This is a genomic window from Streptomyces sp. NPDC090741, assembly GCF_044769045.1.
In the GTDB taxonomy this organism is placed as follows: domain Bacteria; phylum Actinomycetota; class Actinomycetes; order Streptomycetales; family Streptomycetaceae; genus Streptomyces.
In genome coordinates, this window is sequence record NZ_JBIVXF010000004.1 from 66,000 (window position 1) to 80,552 (window position 14,553).

General features: G+C 70.9%; 13 protein-coding genes and 1 tRNA gene. 9 read left to right on the forward strand and 5 right to left on the reverse strand.

Features of this window, described 5'->3' with window-relative positions:
* The first annotated feature begins 111 nt into the window (after positions 1–111).
* The 3 genes from ACIQU4_RS12420 to ACIQU4_RS12430 all read left to right on the forward strand — a co-directional run bounded on the left by ACIQU4_RS12420 (position 112) and on the right by ACIQU4_RS12430 (position 3,888).
* Positions 112–1,176, forward strand: coding sequence for an SGNH/GDSL hydrolase family protein (locus ACIQU4_RS12420; RefSeq protein WP_403728634.1), 1,065 nt, complete (start codon positions 112–114; stop codon positions 1,174–1,176).
* 351 nt (positions 1,177–1,527) lie between these two features.
* Positions 1,528–2,748, forward strand: a complete 1,221-nt coding sequence (locus ACIQU4_RS12425; RefSeq protein WP_403728636.1) for an acetyl-CoA C-acetyltransferase — start codon at positions 1,528–1,530, stop codon at positions 2,746–2,748.
* Positions 2,749–3,042: 294 nt separating this feature from the next.
* Positions 3,043–3,888: a hypothetical protein gene (locus ACIQU4_RS12430; RefSeq protein ID WP_403729577.1), complete on the forward strand. Its 846-nt coding sequence runs from the start codon at positions 3,043–3,045 to the stop codon at positions 3,886–3,888.
* Between the two features lie 18 nt (positions 3,889–3,906).
* Here the strand turns inward: ACIQU4_RS12430 and ACIQU4_RS12435 are convergent, their stop codons facing one another.
* Entirely contained in the window at positions 3,907–4,293 is a 387-nt protein-coding gene (locus ACIQU4_RS12435; RefSeq protein ID WP_403728638.1) for a hypothetical protein, read from the reverse strand.
* A gap of 106 nt (positions 4,294–4,399) precedes the next feature.
* Here ACIQU4_RS12435 and ACIQU4_RS12440 point away from each other — a divergent pair, with 106 nt between their 5' ends.
* Positions 4,400–4,639 (forward strand): DUF4287 domain-containing protein, encoded by a 240-nt coding sequence (locus ACIQU4_RS12440; protein WP_403728639.1) that lies wholly within the window; start codon positions 4,400–4,402, stop codon positions 4,637–4,639.
* Between the two features lie 122 nt (positions 4,640–4,761).
* On the opposite strand, the gene ACIQU4_RS12445 is transcribed toward ACIQU4_RS12440, so the two are convergent.
* Positions 4,762–5,610, reverse strand: a complete 849-nt coding sequence (locus ACIQU4_RS12445; RefSeq protein ID WP_403728641.1) for a Bax inhibitor-1/YccA family protein — start codon at positions 5,608–5,610, stop codon at positions 4,762–4,764.
* 311 nt (positions 5,611–5,921) lie between these two features.
* Between ACIQU4_RS12445 and ACIQU4_RS12450 the strand changes: the two genes are divergently transcribed.
* Positions 5,922–6,515, forward strand: a complete 594-nt coding sequence (locus ACIQU4_RS12450; protein ID WP_403728643.1) for a hypothetical protein — start codon at positions 5,922–5,924, stop codon at positions 6,513–6,515.
* Positions 6,516–6,600: 85 nt separating this feature from the next.
* On the opposite strand, the gene ACIQU4_RS12455 is transcribed toward ACIQU4_RS12450, so the two are convergent.
* Positions 6,601–6,680: transfer RNA gene (locus tag ACIQU4_RS12455), tRNA-Leu, on the reverse strand.
* Between the two features lie 464 nt (positions 6,681–7,144).
* On the opposite strand from ACIQU4_RS12455, the gene ACIQU4_RS12460 reads away from it, so the two are divergent.
* Positions 7,145–7,909 carry an ABC transporter ATP-binding protein gene (locus ACIQU4_RS12460; RefSeq protein WP_106977278.1) on the forward strand — a complete coding sequence of 255 codons (765 nt, stop codon included), beginning with the start codon at positions 7,145–7,147 and terminating at the stop codon, positions 7,907–7,909.
* A gap of 53 nt (positions 7,910–7,962) precedes the next feature.
* The gene (locus ACIQU4_RS12465) at positions 7,963–10,515 is read left to right on the forward strand and encodes an ABC transporter permease (RefSeq protein WP_403728645.1); all 2,553 of its coding nucleotides are present in this window, start codon (positions 7,963–7,965) and stop codon (positions 10,513–10,515) included.
* Between the two features lie 93 nt (positions 10,516–10,608).
* On the opposite strand, the gene ACIQU4_RS12470 is transcribed toward ACIQU4_RS12465, so the two are convergent.
* The gene (locus ACIQU4_RS12470; protein ID WP_403728647.1) at positions 10,609–11,991 is read right to left on the reverse strand and encodes a class I SAM-dependent methyltransferase; all 1,383 of its coding nucleotides are present in this window, start codon (positions 11,989–11,991) and stop codon (positions 10,609–10,611) included.
* Between the two features lie 172 nt (positions 11,992–12,163).
* Positions 12,164–13,549 carry an NAD(P)/FAD-dependent oxidoreductase gene (locus tag ACIQU4_RS12475; protein ID WP_389018820.1) on the reverse strand — a complete coding sequence of 462 codons (1,386 nt, stop codon included), beginning with the start codon at positions 13,547–13,549 and terminating at the stop codon, positions 12,164–12,166.
* Between the two features lie 455 nt (positions 13,550–14,004).
* Here ACIQU4_RS12475 and ACIQU4_RS12480 point away from each other — a divergent pair, with 455 nt between their 5' ends.
* Together ACIQU4_RS12480 and ACIQU4_RS12485 are read left to right on the forward strand one after the other, a co-directional pair.
* Positions 14,005–14,277: a type II toxin-antitoxin system Phd/YefM family antitoxin gene (locus ACIQU4_RS12480; protein ID WP_403728649.1), complete on the forward strand. Its 273-nt coding sequence runs from the start codon at positions 14,005–14,007 to the stop codon at positions 14,275–14,277.
* Positions 14,274–14,543 (forward strand): type II toxin-antitoxin system RelE/ParE family toxin, encoded by a 270-nt coding sequence (locus ACIQU4_RS12485; RefSeq protein WP_403728651.1) that lies wholly within the window; start codon positions 14,274–14,276, stop codon positions 14,541–14,543. Before ACIQU4_RS12480 ends, ACIQU4_RS12485 begins: the two co-directional genes overlap by 4 nt.
* Positions 14,544–14,553 lie beyond the last annotated feature (10 nt).

Here is a 14,553-nt window from a genome sequence, read left to right on the forward strand (position 1 = left end):
CACGGGTTCTCCGGGAGGTCCCGCCAGACTAAGCGGAAAGGGATTGGCCGACCGGCACTACGGGGCAGGAAGGTCATCGAGACCGGACGGGAAAGGGAGGTGGCTCGAGGGGTGTCCAGAGCGAGGACGGCCCGCCGGATCGCGGCGGGCGCGGCGTACGGCGGAGGCGGGCTCGGGCTGGTCGGAGCCGCCGCCGTGGGGCTGGTGCTGGCGGAGGTCCAGTTCGCGAAGCGGACGGTGGGCACCGGGCTCGGCGATCCGCCGCGGGCGGACGGGCTGTACGGGAGCGAGTTCGCGGGGTCGGCCGCCGCCGGTGCGGAACCGGGCCAGGCGCCGCTGCGGCTCGGCATGATGGGCGACTCCACGGCCGCCGGGCTCGGCGTGCGCCGGGCCAGACAGACCCCGGCCGCGCTGCTGGCCTCGGGGCTGGCGGCGGTGGCCGAGCGGCCGGTGGAGCTGCGCAACGTGGCCGTCTCCGGGGCCATGTCCGACGACCTCGACCGCCAGGCGGAGCTGCTCCTGGACGGGGAGCTGCCGCCGCCGGACGTGTGCGTGATCATGATCGGCGCGAACGACGTCACGCGGCGCATGCCGCCGACGCAGTCGGTGCGCCACCTGACCTCGGCCGTACGCCGGCTGCGGCTCGCGGGCTCCGAAGTGGTGGTCGGCACCTGCCCCGACCTGGGCACCATCGAGCCGGTGTACCAGCCGCTGCGCTGGCTGGCCCGGCGCGTCTCGCGCCAGCTGGCCGCCGCCCAGACGATAGGGGTCGTCGCCCTGGGAGCCCGTACGGTCTCCATGGGGGACCTGCTGGGCCCGGAATTCGCGGCGAACCCGCGCGAGATGTTCGGCCCGGACTCGTACCACCCGTCGGCGGAGGGCTACGCGACGGCGGCCATGGCCGTGCTGCCCACGATGTGCGCGACCCTGTCGCTGTGGCCGGAGTCGGACCGCCTGGAGGTGGCGCGGAACGAGGACATGCTGCCGGTGGCGAAGGCCGCGTCGGCCGCCGCCGGGCAGGCGGGCACCGAGGTCACCCAGGCCCGCGGCCCGTGGGCCCTGCTCAAGCACCGCCGCCGCAGGCGGGTCCCGGCGGAGGACCTGGCGGCCCCCTCGACCCCCCAGCCGTCGGGCACGGCCCTGCCGCCCCGAGCCGACTCCCCGTCCGCGAGCTGAGACGCGCGGCGGCGGCCCCGGCGCCCGGGGCCGTCCCCGCTGCCCGGACCCGCGCACGCCGGGACCGGGTGCCCGGATCGCGCCGTCCAGCCGCCCGGCGGGGCGCCTGGCGCGGCCCGTGCGCCGTTCCGCGTCGCCGGGCGCGTCCAGCACCGCCGGCGTTCGAGGCGCGGGTCCGGGCGGAGCCCGGCACCCGGGGTCCGAGGGCCCGGAACAGAAGCACGGTCCCCACGCGTTCCACCCGCGGAGCGACCGGCATCACATGCCCAAGTCGGTGACCTCGACCGTACGGGCCGGTAACTTCGCTTGCGGTCCCGCAACGAGCCGCAACTCACCCCCCTTGGAGCCCCGATGCCCGAAGCAGTCATCGTTTCCACCGCCCGCTCCCCCATCGGGCGCGCCTTCAAGGGGTCCCTCAAGGACGTGCGCCCGGACGACCTGACCGCCACGATCATCCAGGCCGCCCTCGCCAAGGTCCCCGAGCTGGACCCGCGCCAGATCGACGACCTGATGCTGGGCTGCGGCCTCCCGGGCGGCGAGCAGGGCAACAACCTCGGCCGGATCGTCGCCGTGCAGATGGGCATGGACTTCCTGCCCGGCACCACGATCACGCGCTACTGCTCCTCCTCCCTCCAGACCTCCCGCATGGCGCTGCACGCCATCAAGGCGGGCGAGGGCGACGTCTTCATCTCGGCCGGTGTCGAGATGGTCTCGCGCTTCGCCAAGGGCAACTCCGACTCCTGGCCCGACACCCACAACCCGTTCTTCGCCGACGCGGAGGCCCGTACGGCCGCCGTCGCGCAGAGCGAGGGCTCCTCGTGGCAGGACCCGCGCGAGGACGGCCTCGTCCCCGACGCCTACATCGCGATGGGGCAGACCGCCGAGAACCTGGCCCGGATCAAGGGCGTGACCCGCCAGGACATGGACGAGTTCGGCGTCCGCTCGCAGAACCTCGCCGAGGCCGCCATCAAGAACGGCTTCTGGGAGCGGGAGATCACCCCGGTCACCACCCCGGACGGCACCGTCGTCTCCGCGGACGACGGCCCGCGCGCCGGCGTCACCCTGGAGGGCGTCCAGGGCCTCAAGCCCGTCTTCCGCCCCGACGGCCTGATCACGGCCGCCAACTGCTGCCCGCTCAACGACGGCGCCGCCGCGCTGGTCATCATGAGCGACACCAAGGCGCGGGAGCTGGGCCTGACCCCGCTGGCCCGGATCGTCTCCACCGGCGTCACCGGCCTCTCCCCCGAGATCATGGGCCTCGGCCCGGTCGAGGCGTCGAAGCAGGCCCTGAAGCGCGCCGGCCTGACCGTCGGCGACATCGACCTGTTCGAGATCAACGAGGCCTTCGCGGCCCAGGTCATCCCGTCGTACCGGGACCTGGAGATCCCGCTGGAGAAGCTGAACGTCAACGGTGGCGCCATCGCCGTCGGTCACCCGTTCGGGATGACCGGCGCCCGCATCACCGGCACGCTGATCAACAGCCTCCAGTTCCACGACAAGCAGTTCGGTCTCGAAACGATGTGTGTCGGGGGCGGCCAGGGCATGGCGATGGTCATCGAGCGCCTGAGCTAAGTCTTTACGGAGACTTCGTCCAGACGCCGCAAGGGATCCGCTTGATCCCTTGCGGCGTACTGACGCCGAATCTAATCCCGTCGCGGCCGACCTGTGACCGAATCTCCCCCAGGATGTGACCTTTGTCCTGGGGGTTTGGCATTTACGCAGGTCAGGGCACTTTTACAGGGTCTGTATGTGACCAAAGCCCTGTCCAATTCGTGACGTAATGCACTGCACGCCATTCCCAGGTCAGGACACTCTGATGTAGGAAGTCGGGGGATCGAATCAATCAGGAGTTAGTCAGTGAGCGCCATGTCTCTTGCCCTGCTGCTGACCACGGCCGCCGCCGCGACCGTGGGCGCTGCTGCGCTGCACGCCGTACACGGCCTGCGCAAGCAGGTGACGGCCCTCCGCGGTGAGCTGGCGACGCCCGCCCACACCCGCGGCACGACCGTCCCGCACGCCCGCAGTGCCGTGCATTCCCCTGCCGCCGAGATACGAGCCGCCGTGGCCGAGGCCCTGGCCGAGGAGCGCGAGCGCGAGCTCGCCGAGGCGCGGGCCTTCTGGGCCGCGCAGGAGGCCCGTGACGCCGCCGACGCGCCTTCGCTGCTGGGCGGCCTGCCCGGCCTCGGTGAGGACGGCCCCGCCGTCTTCCTGCCCGGCCTCGGTGAGGACGGCCCCGCCGTCTTCCTGCCCCGCCAGGCCGACCTGGTGGGTCTGGAGCCGGTGCTCGGCGACGAAGCCGCCGACGACTACCCCGAGGATTCGGCCGCGCTGGCCGCCGCCCGCCGGCGCCACCCCTCGCACCCCGACTTCGTACCGGTCCAGGCCCCGGCCCCCGGCGCCGACCACGAGCGCACCGTCTCGCGCCTGGAGGAGCTCGCGGAGGCCCGTACGGCCCTCGCGGACGTCCGCCCGGGCCCGCTGGGCACGCTCGACGTGTACGTCTTCACCGACGGCACCACGCTGTGCATGACCCCGGGCCACCGGGAGACGGCGGAGCGCCTCGCCGAGGCACTGCGCTCGGGCACCGCGCCGGTCCTGCTGGGCGGCTCCGGCATCTCGGGCGCCTACGCCCTGACCTTCTCCTGCGGTGACACCCAGGACCCGGACAACAACGTCTACATCCTCGCGGACCGCGTCATCGCGTCTCTCTGATCGCCGCGTCGCGCTGATTCACCGCGTCGCTCTGGCTTCCGCCTGCTCCACCAGCCGTACGGCCTCGTCCGCCATCCCGGACGGGGCCTTCGCGGTTTCCGGGAACCCCAGCGGCCCTTCGGCGGCCGGTCCTTCGGCGGCGGCGCGCAGCGCCTCCGCGAGGTCCAGCCCGGCCACCGCCACCTGGTCCCCGACCACGAACACCCCCGCGTCGGGCATCTCCCGCGCCGGAGCCGCCCCCGCACCCTGCCGCGCCGCCTCCAGCGCCTGGGCCCTTACGGAGAGCTCCCGGGCCAGCTCCAGCGCCTCGGCGGCCGCCCCCTGTTGGAGACGGCTCTGCGGCATGGCCCGCAACCGGTCGGCGAAACGTTCCACGGCGGCGGTCAGAGGCGAAGTATCAAGCACCCGGCCGACCTTACGCGCCGCCGCGGCGCCATTGCCAACGGGCGAACTCTCCGGCACGGTGGCGTGAAGAGAACAGCACAGCACGGCGATACCTCCGGAGGCGCCCATGTCCGTAGAGTTCTCCGAGCAGACCCACCGCAACATGATCGACAGAATCCCCTTGACCACCGGTCGTGAAGTGTCCGACTGGCTCCGCACCGTGGACGACGGCCCCTCCCTCGTCCGGTTCGAGGAGAAGGTCAGCTGGCTGCGCGGCGCGCACGAACTCTCGTACGGCCAGGCCAAGGCGATCATCCACGAGTACGACCTGCGCAGGGCGGCCCGCAAATTCGGCTGCCCCGGCTGACCCCTCCCCCGACCCCTCCGTCCCCGACCCCGTACCCCCTCCGAGACGCGGGAAGGCCCCGCGAGCGGTGAGCTCGCGGGGCCTTCCCCCTGCCTTCTGCGCCGGTACGACGGCCGGTACGACTAGTCGTCGCCGGAGAGGATCTGGAACAGGCGCAGCAGCTCCAGGTAGATCCACACCAGGGTCAGCGTGAGGCCGAAGGCCGCCAGCCAGGCCTCGTCGCGCGGGGCGCCGTAGGTGATGCCGTCCTCGACCTGCTTGAAGTCCATGGCGAGGAAGCAGGCGCCGAGGATGACGCCGATGACGCCGAACAGGATGCCGAGGCCGCCGCTGCGGAAGCCGAGGCCGTCACCGCCCGCGAAGACCGAGAACAGCAGGTTCGCGACCATGAGCAGCATGAAGCCCATGGCGGCCGCCATCACGAAGCCGTAGAAGCGGCGGGTGACGCGGATCCAGCGCATCTTGTACGCGAACAGCACGGAGGCGAAGACGCACATCGTGCCGAGCACGGCCTGGATGACCACGCCGGCGCCGAGCATGGTGCTGGTGGCCGAGCTGATGACACCGAGGAAGAAGCCCTCGAAGGCCGCGTAGCCGAGGATGATCGGCGGGGAGGCCTTGCGCTTGAAGGACTGGACGAGCCCGAGGACGAGCGCGATGAGCGCGGCGCCGACAGCGATGCCGTACGACTTGTTGACGTTCGCCGCGTCGACGGGCATGGCGATCCACGCGATCGTCGCCGTGAGGATGACCGTGCCGAGCGTCATGGCCGTACGGCTCACGACGTCGTCCATGGTCATCACGTCGGCGCGCGCGGGCGCCTGCGGCATGCCGGTGGTCGTGTCCGTGGCGTAAGGATTCGTCGCGTACGGGTTGGCCCCGGCCTGCTGGTGCTGCGCGTCAAAACCCGCGTAGCCCCCGCTGTCGCGGCTGAACCCCCGTCGCGAGAAGACCGGGTTGCTGCTCCTCATCTCACTCCTCCATGGCCACCGTGCGCGGCCTTGCGACAAGAGTAATGCGTTAGCAAAAATCTGACCCTACTGCTCAGGGAGGATCTTTGCCCAGCACCCGCCGGCGCCGGGCGATCCCTCCGGGCCTGCCGATGGGCGGCGACGCCGAGGCCGCGGCCGGACATGTGCCGCCTCCGCGCGCGCCCGAAATGCCCCGGCGACAGGCTCCTACCTCCTCAGACCCAGCTCAATCCCCCTCGTTCGAGCGGGTGCTGGTTGCTGGCCTGCGACGTCCATCCCACGTGTAGAGATCATGAAGCGAAGGGGCAGGTGTGCCGATTCCCTACGCGCGCCCACTCGCGGCGGCCATTTCCACCACAGCCGCGGACCGCAAGGCCGGCGTCGAGGGCGTCCCGCTGTCCGTGAACCGTACGGACGGCCTGGCCAAGGCCGGCACCTCACATGCGCGCCTCGGCCGGTGGGTAGCGGTCGCGGCAACCTGCGCGCTCCTCACCGGATGCGGGACCCACGGAGCCGGTCCGTCCGCACACACGGCATCGGACACTCCGGTGCCGGGCCTGCCGGCGACCGCGGCGGAGCCGACGGCGGCTGCGACGACACCGACTGCGGTCGACCTGAAGGCGGCCGCGCTGGCCAAGGCGGCGGCCGCGGGTGAAGCGCCCACCGAGGCGGGCGTCTCCGAGCCGGCTCGGGAGCCTGACCGCGCGAGCTTCCTCTGGGAATCGACGAAGGGCCACCTCTGCCTGGCGCAGACGGCCCTCTCCGGCGGTTTCGACACCCTGTCGCCCGCTCTGACCGGACGGGACCTCTACTACGTGCAGCTGCCTGACGCGCCCAAGGGCGACCTCGACGTGACACTCGACGTCGGCGGACAGCAGAAGCAGGAGCGGCTCCACTTCACGTAGCCGAGAGGGAAGGAAACAGGACGGCGGGGGTGCCCAAGGGGCGCCCCCGCCGTTCGTGTGTTCCGGTACGTGCGGAACGTACTCGTGCCCGGAGCCGGACTTGAACCGGCACGGCCTAGGCCAGCGAGGTTTAAGCTCGCCGTGTCTGCATTCCACCATCCGGGCAGGGCGTAGCGGCTCCCGTACAAAAGCACTGAACGCTGTGCCGAGCCTATCCGGATCACCCTGGTCGCCAGTGGGCCGTCTATCCGATGTTGTCTGATTTTATTGGCGCTTGAGGGGGCGTCAGGGCCCAGAACACGCGGTGGGCCCGTTACGGGCGGCGATCACCCGGGATACGGGATTGACGGGATTTCGATGGCCTCCGCCACCCGCCCGCCACCCCGTGCGCCACCCTCCCCGCCACCCCGGGCCACCCCGGCCTCCGCAAGCCGCCCCGGACGCCTCCCAGGGGCGGCTGTCATACCAGAGGAGGAGGCGGCCCGCCCCGTGATCAGACTCCAGTGGGCCAGGGAACGGGCACCTCGGCTGATCCCCCGCAGGGGTGCGCACGGCGAGGATGGAAGCGTCCCGCCGAACCGCAGACCGCACCCCGGTCCGCAGCCCGAGGAGTCGCTTCCGTGACCACCATGAACTACGCCCCGCACACCACCCAGGCCGTGGCCGCCCGGGCCACCGGCCTCTCCAAGGTGTACGGCCAGGGCGAGACCCAGGTGGTCGCCCTGGACAACGTCTCCGTGGACTTCGGCCAGGGCCAGTTCACCGCGATCATGGGCCCCTCGGGCTCCGGCAAGTCCACCCTGATGCACTGCGTCGCCGGTCTGGACACCTTCTCCGCCGGCTCCGTCCGCATCGGCGAGACCGAGCTCGGCACCCTCAAGGACAAGCAGCTGACCCAGCTGCGCCGGGACAAGATCGGCTTCATCTTCCAGGCGTTCAACCTGCTGCCGACGCTGACGGCACTGGAGAACATCACCCTGCCGATGGACATCGCGGGCCGCAAGCCCGACAAGCAGTGGCTGGACACCGTCATCGAGATGGTCGGCCTCTCCGGCCGCCTCGGCCACCGCCCCACCCAGCTCTCCGGCGGCCAGCAGCAGCGCGTGGCCGTGGCCCGCGCCCTGGCCTCCCGCCCCGAGATCATCTTCGGTGACGAGCCCACCGGAAACCTGGACTCCCGCTCCGGCGCCGAGGTCCTCGGCTTCCTGCGCAACTCCGTCCGCGAGCTCGGCCAGACCGTCGTCATGGTCACCCACGACCCGGTCGCCGCCTCCTACGCGGACCGCGTCATCTTCCTCGCCGACGGCCGCATAGTCGACGAGGTGCTCAGCCCCACCGCGGACGGGGTGCTCGACCGTATGAAGGCCTTCGACGCCAAGGGCCGTACCAGCTGAGGGACGTTCCCTCCCCGTCCCCGCTGACCCCTTACCACCTGGACTCCTCCACCATGTTCCGTACCGCGCTGCGCAACGTGCTCGCGCACAAGGCCAGGCTGCTGATGACGGTGCTCGCCGTCGTCCTCGGCGTCGCCTTCGTCTCCGGCACCCTCGTCTTCACCGACACCCTCAGCAAGGCCCTCTCCAGCCAGTCCGCCAAGAGCTACGACGGCGTCGCCGTCTCCGTGACCTCGTACGGCCAGGGCCGGGGCGAAGACGGCCGGCGCGAGGGCGAGGTCGGCCTCAGCCAGCAGACCCTCGACAAGGTCAAGGCCCTCAACGGCGTCGAATCCGTCTCCGGCCGCGTCTCCGGCTTCGCCGGCGTCGGTGACGAGAAGGGCGAGCTGATCGGCTCCGGCTGGTCCAACAAGGGCTCCAACTACGCCCCCGTCAAGGACGGCAAGGACCCGCGCTACGCCTTCACCGAGGGCACCGGCCCGGCCAAGGCCGACCAGATCGCCCTCGACAGGGCGACCGCCGACACCGGCAAGTACAAGGTCGGCGACAAGGTCCGCGTCGCCACCAACGGCCCGGTGAAGGAGTACGCCCTCTCCGGCGTCTTCACCACCGAGGACGGCGAGGTCAGCGCGGGCGGCAGCCTGGTCCTCTTCGACACCGCGGTCGCCCAGGAGCTGTACCTCAAGCCCGGCTTCTACGAGGAGCTGTCGGTCGCCGCCAAGGCCGGAACCTCCGCCGACCAGTTGCTCACCGACATCAAGCCGCTGCTCGACTCCAAGCGCACCAAGGCCCAGACCGGCGCCGCCCTCGCCGCCGAGCAGGCGAAGGACGTCGAGCGGGGCATGGCCAACATGAACCAGATGCTGCTCGCGTTCGCCGGCATCGCACTCTTCGTCGGCATCTTCCTGATCTACAACACCTTCACCATGCTGGTCACCCAGCGCACCAAGGAGCTGGCCCTGCTGCGCGCCGTCGGCGCCAACCGCGGCCAGGTCATGCGCTCGGTCCTCACCGAGGCGCTGGTCGTCGGCGTCGTCTCCGCCGTCGTCGGCCTGCTCGCCGGCACCGGCCTGGCGGTCGCCATGCGCTCCGCGATCGAGGCCTTCGGCGCCAAGCTCCCGGCAGGCGACCTCGTGATCGCCCCGGGCACCGTCATCGCGGCCGTGGTCATCGGCGTCCTCGTCACCACCCTCGCCGCCCTGCTGCCCGCCTGGCGCACCGGCCGGATCGCCCCGGTCGCCGCCATGGGCAGCGCCCACCTGCCGGCCACCGCGAAGTCCCTGGTCGTACGGAACATCCTCGGCTCGGTCATCAGCCTCGCCGGTATCGGCCTGGTCCTGCTCGGCGTGTCCCAGGGCGGCTCGAACGGCCGCCTGATCCTCGGCGCCGGCGCGTTCTTCATGCTCATCGGCCTGATCGTGGTGCTCCCGCTGCTCTCCAAGCCGGTGATCGGGGCGCTCCGCCCCGCACTGCAGAAGGTCTTCGGCATCCCCGGCAAGCTGGCCGCGCAGAACGCCGTGCGCAACCCGCGCCGCACCGCGGTCACCGCCGCCTCCCTGGCGATCGGCCTGACCCTGGTGACCACCCTGTCGGTGCTCGGCATCACCATGGGCCAGGCCATCGACCGGATGAGCACGGACAAGCTGAAGGCCGACTACAAGGTCTCCATGGCCGCCGAGGGCATGAGCCTGGACAAGTCGGTCGCCGAGACCCTGGCCAAGGCCCCCGGCATCAAGGCGGTCTCCCCCCAGGCGGACGGCTACCTGAAGATCGACGGCGAGTTCCGCTCGGCGTCCGGCGTCGCCCCGGCCGCCATCGGCCAGATGCTGAACATCGAGACCCTCAGCGGCTCGCTGGACAGCCTCACCCGGGGTGAGGTGGCCGTCGCCGAGACCACCGCGAAGAAGCAGAACGTCTCCGTCGGCTCCGCGCTCCAGGTCCAGTACGACGACGGCGAGAAGGGCACGCTCAAGGTCGGAGCCGTCTACAAGGACCTGGAGGGCCTGCTCTCCCCGTACGTGCTCGACAACAAGATCCTCAGCTCGCACAGCGAGGAGCAGTACATCCGCGAGGTGTACGTCAACACCACCGACGGCGGCTCGAAGGCCGCGCAGCAGACCGTCGTCGACGCCCTCGGCAAGAACCCGGCTATCAAGGTCGCCACCCAGCAGGACGTGCGCAACGAGATGGGCGGCATCATCAACACGATGCTGAACATCATGTACGGACTGCTCGGCATGGCGCTGATCATCTCGGTGCTCGGTGTGGTCAACACCCTCGCGATGTCCGTCTTCGAGCGGACCCAGGAGATCGGCATGCTGCGGGCGATCGGCCTCGACCGCAGCCGGGTCAAGAACATGATCCGCCTGGAGGCCGTGGTCATCTCGCTCTTCGGCGCGGTCCTCGGTGTCGCCATCGGCGTCTTCCTCGCCTGGGCGGTGGGCACCACCGTCGCCAAGGGGGTCCCGAACTACGCCCTGGTCCTCCCCTGGGACCGGATCGGCGTCTTCCTCCTGCTGGCCGCCGTGGTCGGCGTCCTGGCGGCCATGTGGCCCGCCCGCAGCGCCGCCCGGCTGAACATGCTGACCGCCATCAAGACCGAGTAGCGAGTGGCGAGAAGCGAGTAGCGCACGAGCGGTCCGCAGGGACACGGAAGGGCCCCGGGGCACGCCCCGGGGCCCTTCCCGCTGTCGTACGGGTCACGCGCCCCAGGTGCGCAGCCGCAGCGGCAGCCGCGAGCGCCCGGCCGCCGCGGGCTTCACGGCGAGGACCTGGTTGACGCCGAGCCGGCCGTGCTCGAAGCCCAGCGCCGAGGCCGCCATGTACAGCCGCCAGACCCGGGCCCGCCCCGGCGAGGTCAGCCGTACGGCCTCCTCCCAGTGCTCCTCCAGCCGCGCCACCCAGGCCCGCAGGGTCAGCGCGTAGTGCTCGCGCAGCGCCTCCACGTCGCGGACCTCGAACCCGGCCCGCTCCAGCTCGCCCACCGTCGTGCCCAGCGGGGAGAGTTCGCCGTCGGGGAAGACGTACGCGTCGATGAACTCGTCGATCCGGTACGCCTCTTCGTCCGGCTCCGGCGGGCGCGCGATCTGGTGGTTCAGCAGCCGGCCGCCGGGCGCCAGCAGGGCGTGCAGGGTGCGGGCGTACTCGCGGTAGCGCTCCGCGCCGACGTGCTCGGCCATGCCGATGGACGAAATGGCGTCGTACGGGCCGTCCTTGACGTCCCGGTAGTCCTGGATCCGGATGTCGAGCAGGTCGGCCAGACCCTCCTCCGCGGCCCTCTTGCGGGCGTACACGGCCTGCTCGCGCGAGAGGGTGATGCCGGTGACCCGGACCCCGTACTCGCGGGCGGCGTGCAGGGCCATGGAGCCCCAGCCGCAGCCGACGTCGAGGAGCCGCAGGCCGGGCTGGAGGCCCAGCTTCCGGCAGACCAGGTCGAGTTTGTCCCGCTGGGCCTCCTCCAGGGTGGAGCCGGGGCTCCAGTAGGCGCAGGAGTACACCATCGAGGGACCCAGGACGTGCTCGTAGAACTCGTTGCCGACGTCGTAGTGGTGGCTGATCGCCTGCCGGTCCCGGCCCCTGGTGTGCGTCGGGCCGCCGCGGCGGGGGGCTTCCTCCGGCGGCGGCGCGGGCGCCGGCCACGGCCGGGCCAGGGTGACGAGGTCACGCAGGGCGGCCCGGGCGTCCGGATCGCGCAGCAGCGCGGCGGTCCCGGCGGCGCCCGCGGCCCGCTCCAGCAGCTGGGGGCGCAGGGCGGAGAGCTTGCCGAGGCCGGAGCGGCGGACTTCCGGCGGGGTCTCGGGGACGACGGCGGGCCCGCGCTCCCAGAGCAGCCCGGCCACCCGGTCCAGGAGTTCGAAGAGGTCACCCTCCACGGTCAGGTCCCCGGCCACCCAGGCCCGGGCCAGGCCCAGTTCACCCGGCCGCCACAGCACGCGGCGCAGGGCGCGCCGGTTGGCCAGCACCAGGGTGGGTCCGGCGGGCGGCCCGGCCTCGCTGCCGTCCCAGGCACGAATCCGGACGGGCAGGGGGGCGCCCAGCAGGGTTTCGGCGAGAGCGGCCAGCCGCGGCGCGGCTTCGGTCATCGTAGGCACCTCCAGTAATGATCCGACCGAACGGCCTACCCACTTCGGGCGGCCCTCAATCGGACGACACTCCGAACAGGCCTACGGGGACACGCCGAAGGGGCCGCCCGCACCACGGATGGCGGACGGCCCCTTCGGGGACGTGCTGGAGGAGTTGCCGGTCAGGCCCGGGTCAGGAGGCCTTGGCCTTCGCGGCCGGGGCAGCGGCGGCGGCCGGAGCCGGCGCCGGCTTGGCGGCCTCGTAGAACTCCTCGCGCGGGGTCTCCAGCGCACCGAGGGAGACGACCTCGCGCTTGAGGAACATGGCGAGGGTCCAGTCGGCGAAGACGCGGATCTTGCGGTTCCAGGTCGGCATGGCCATGCCGTGGTAGCCACGGTGCATGTACCAGGCGAGCCGGCCCTTGAGCTTGATCTTCGTCTTGCCCATGACGATCATCGCGACGCCCTTGTGGAGGCCGAGGCCCGCCACCGCACCCTTGTTGGAGTGCGAGTACTCGGCCTGCGGGAAGCCCCGCATGCCCGAGATGACGTTGTCGCCGAGGACCTTGGCCTGGCGCAGCGCGTGCTGGGCGTTCGGCGGGCACCAGGCGTTCTCGACGCCGGCCTTGCGGGCGGCGATGTCCGGGACCTGGGCGTTGTCGCCCGCGGCCCAGATGTAGTCGGTGCCCTGGACCTGGAGGGTCGGGGCGGTGTCGACGTGGCCGCGCGGGCCCAGCGGCAGGCCGTAGCGGGCCAGCACCGGGTTGGGCTTGACGCCGGCGGTCCACACGAGGGTGTCGGAGTCGACCTCAAGGCCGTTCTTCAGCACCACGTGGCCGTCCACGCAGGAGTCCATGGAGGTGTTGAGGTAGATCTCGATGCCGCGGGACTCGAGGTGCTCCTTGCCCCAGGTGCCGAGCTTGGGCCCGACCTCGGGGAGGATCTTGTCGGCCGCGTCCACCAGGATGAAGCGCATGTCCTCGCGCTTGATGGTGGTGTAGTACTTCGCGGCGTCGCGGGCCATGTCCTCGACCTCGCCGATCGTCTCGGCACCGGCGAAGCCGCCGCCGACGAAGACGAAGGTGAGGGCCTTGCGGCGGACGTTCTCGTCCGTCGTGGACTCGGCCTTGTCGAGCTGCTCAAGGACGTGGTTGCGCAGGCCGATGCCCTCTTCGACACCCTTCATACCGATGCCCTGTTCGGCGAGGCCGGGGATCGGGAAGGTGCGGGAGACGGCGCCGAGCGCGATCACCAGGTAGTCGAAAGGCAGCTCGTACGCCTCGCCGACGAGCGGCGTGACGACGGCGACCTTGCGGTCCTGGTCGATGCTGGTGACCCGGCCGGTGAGAACCTCTGCCTTGGGCAGCACGCGTCGCAGCGGGACGACGACGTGCCGAGGCGAGATGCTGCCTGCGGCCACTTCGGGGAGGAAGGGCTGGTAGGTCATGTACGACCGCGGGTCGACGACCGTGACGGTCGCCTCGCCATAGCGCATCTTCTTCATGATCCGCTTGGCCGCGTACAGGCCTACGTACCCACCTCCTACAACGAGGATCCTGGGACGCTCCGTGGTGCTCATGGAACGAGTATCCAGCACCCCAAGGGGTGACGCTCGTGAGCCCCTTCACAAGGTGATGGAGGCCCTCTGTTACACTGCGCGGCCCACGTGACGGAGGTCATGGCGCGAAACGGGAACCAGGGTGTAACAGGATTCGTTGTTCACCCGTCCTGAACTGGCCTCCAGGCCCATAAGCGGAGTAGACCACCGGGTTGGTGGATACCTACCGACGAGGCCGGACCGCGCCCTCATTTCGCACGAACGCTCGGACGAAAGAGGCCTGATGGCCCCCGGAGCGCCCCGAAGGACCCTTCCCGCGGCCCATCAGGCCTCTTTTCCTTGTGAAGAACTTCACGAACTTTCTGCGACGAGGGGATCTAAGACCTCCGTAAAGCCCTCCGAAGGTCCCCCGAAGCCCCACGACCCCTCGCGCGAGGCTCAACGCACGTGTACACGGCCACGCGTACACTGCTGACATGAGTGAGAACGCTGTGACCGTGCGCGAAGCCCGCGCCCACCTCGCGGACCACATCAACCGTGCCGAGCAGGGCGCCTCGACCATAATCACCCGCAACGGTGCCCCGGTGGCCGCTCTCGTACCCATCGCCGATTTCAACGCGCTGGAGGAAGCGGCCGACGAACTGCTCTCGCGCGAAGCCGAAGCCGTTCTGGCCGAGGGCGGCCCGACCGTGACGATGGCCGAGCTCTTGGCCGACCTGTTCACCGAGCGCGGCGAAGGGGCGGCGTGAAGTACGCGTTCCGCTTCACCGCAGCGGCACAGCGACAGCTTCGAGCCATCGACCGGCCTGCGGCGATGCGCATCTTGGCCGCGCTGACCGCACTCGGTGACGATCCGTACCGTGAGGACGCCGACGTCAAGAAACTCAGCGGCCCGTCGGGCCTCTACCAACTGCGGGTCGGTAGCTACCGGATCGCTTACCAAGTCCTTGACGGCGAGCTCGTCATCCTCGTCGTCAAAGTCGGCGACCGCCGCGACGTGTACCGCGACATCTGAGCGGCTGAAC

Bases quoted from the DNA above. Each gene is read 5' to 3' on its own strand.
- ACIQU4_RS12425 (WP_403728636.1), top strand. From the start codon at position 1,528: ATGCCCGAAGCAGTCATCGTTTCCACCGCCCGCTCCCCCATCGGGCGC.
- ACIQU4_RS12430 (WP_403729577.1), top strand. From the start codon at position 3,043: ATGTCTCTTGCCCTGCTGCTGACCACGGCCGCCGCCGCGACCGTGGGC.
- ACIQU4_RS12440 (WP_403728639.1), top strand. From the start codon at position 4,400: ATGTCCGTAGAGTTCTCCGAGCAGACCCACCGCAACATGATCGACAGA.
- ACIQU4_RS12445 (WP_403728641.1), bottom strand. From the start codon at position 5,610: ATGAGGAGCAGCAACCCGGTCTTCTCGCGACGGGGGTTCAGCCGCGAC.
- ACIQU4_RS12460 (WP_106977278.1), top strand. From the start codon at position 7,145: ATGAACTACGCCCCGCACACCACCCAGGCCGTGGCCGCCCGGGCCACC.
- ACIQU4_RS12465 (WP_403728645.1), top strand. From the start codon at position 7,963: ATGTTCCGTACCGCGCTGCGCAACGTGCTCGCGCACAAGGCCAGGCTG.
- ACIQU4_RS12470 (WP_403728647.1), bottom strand. From the start codon at position 11,991: ATGACCGAAGCCGCGCCGCGGCTGGCCGCTCTCGCCGAAACCCTGCTG.
- ACIQU4_RS12475 (WP_389018820.1), bottom strand. From the start codon at position 13,549: ATGAGCACCACGGAGCGTCCCAGGATCCTCGTTGTAGGAGGTGGGTAC.
- ACIQU4_RS12480 (WP_403728649.1), top strand. From the start codon at position 14,005: ATGAGTGAGAACGCTGTGACCGTGCGCGAAGCCCGCGCCCACCTCGCG.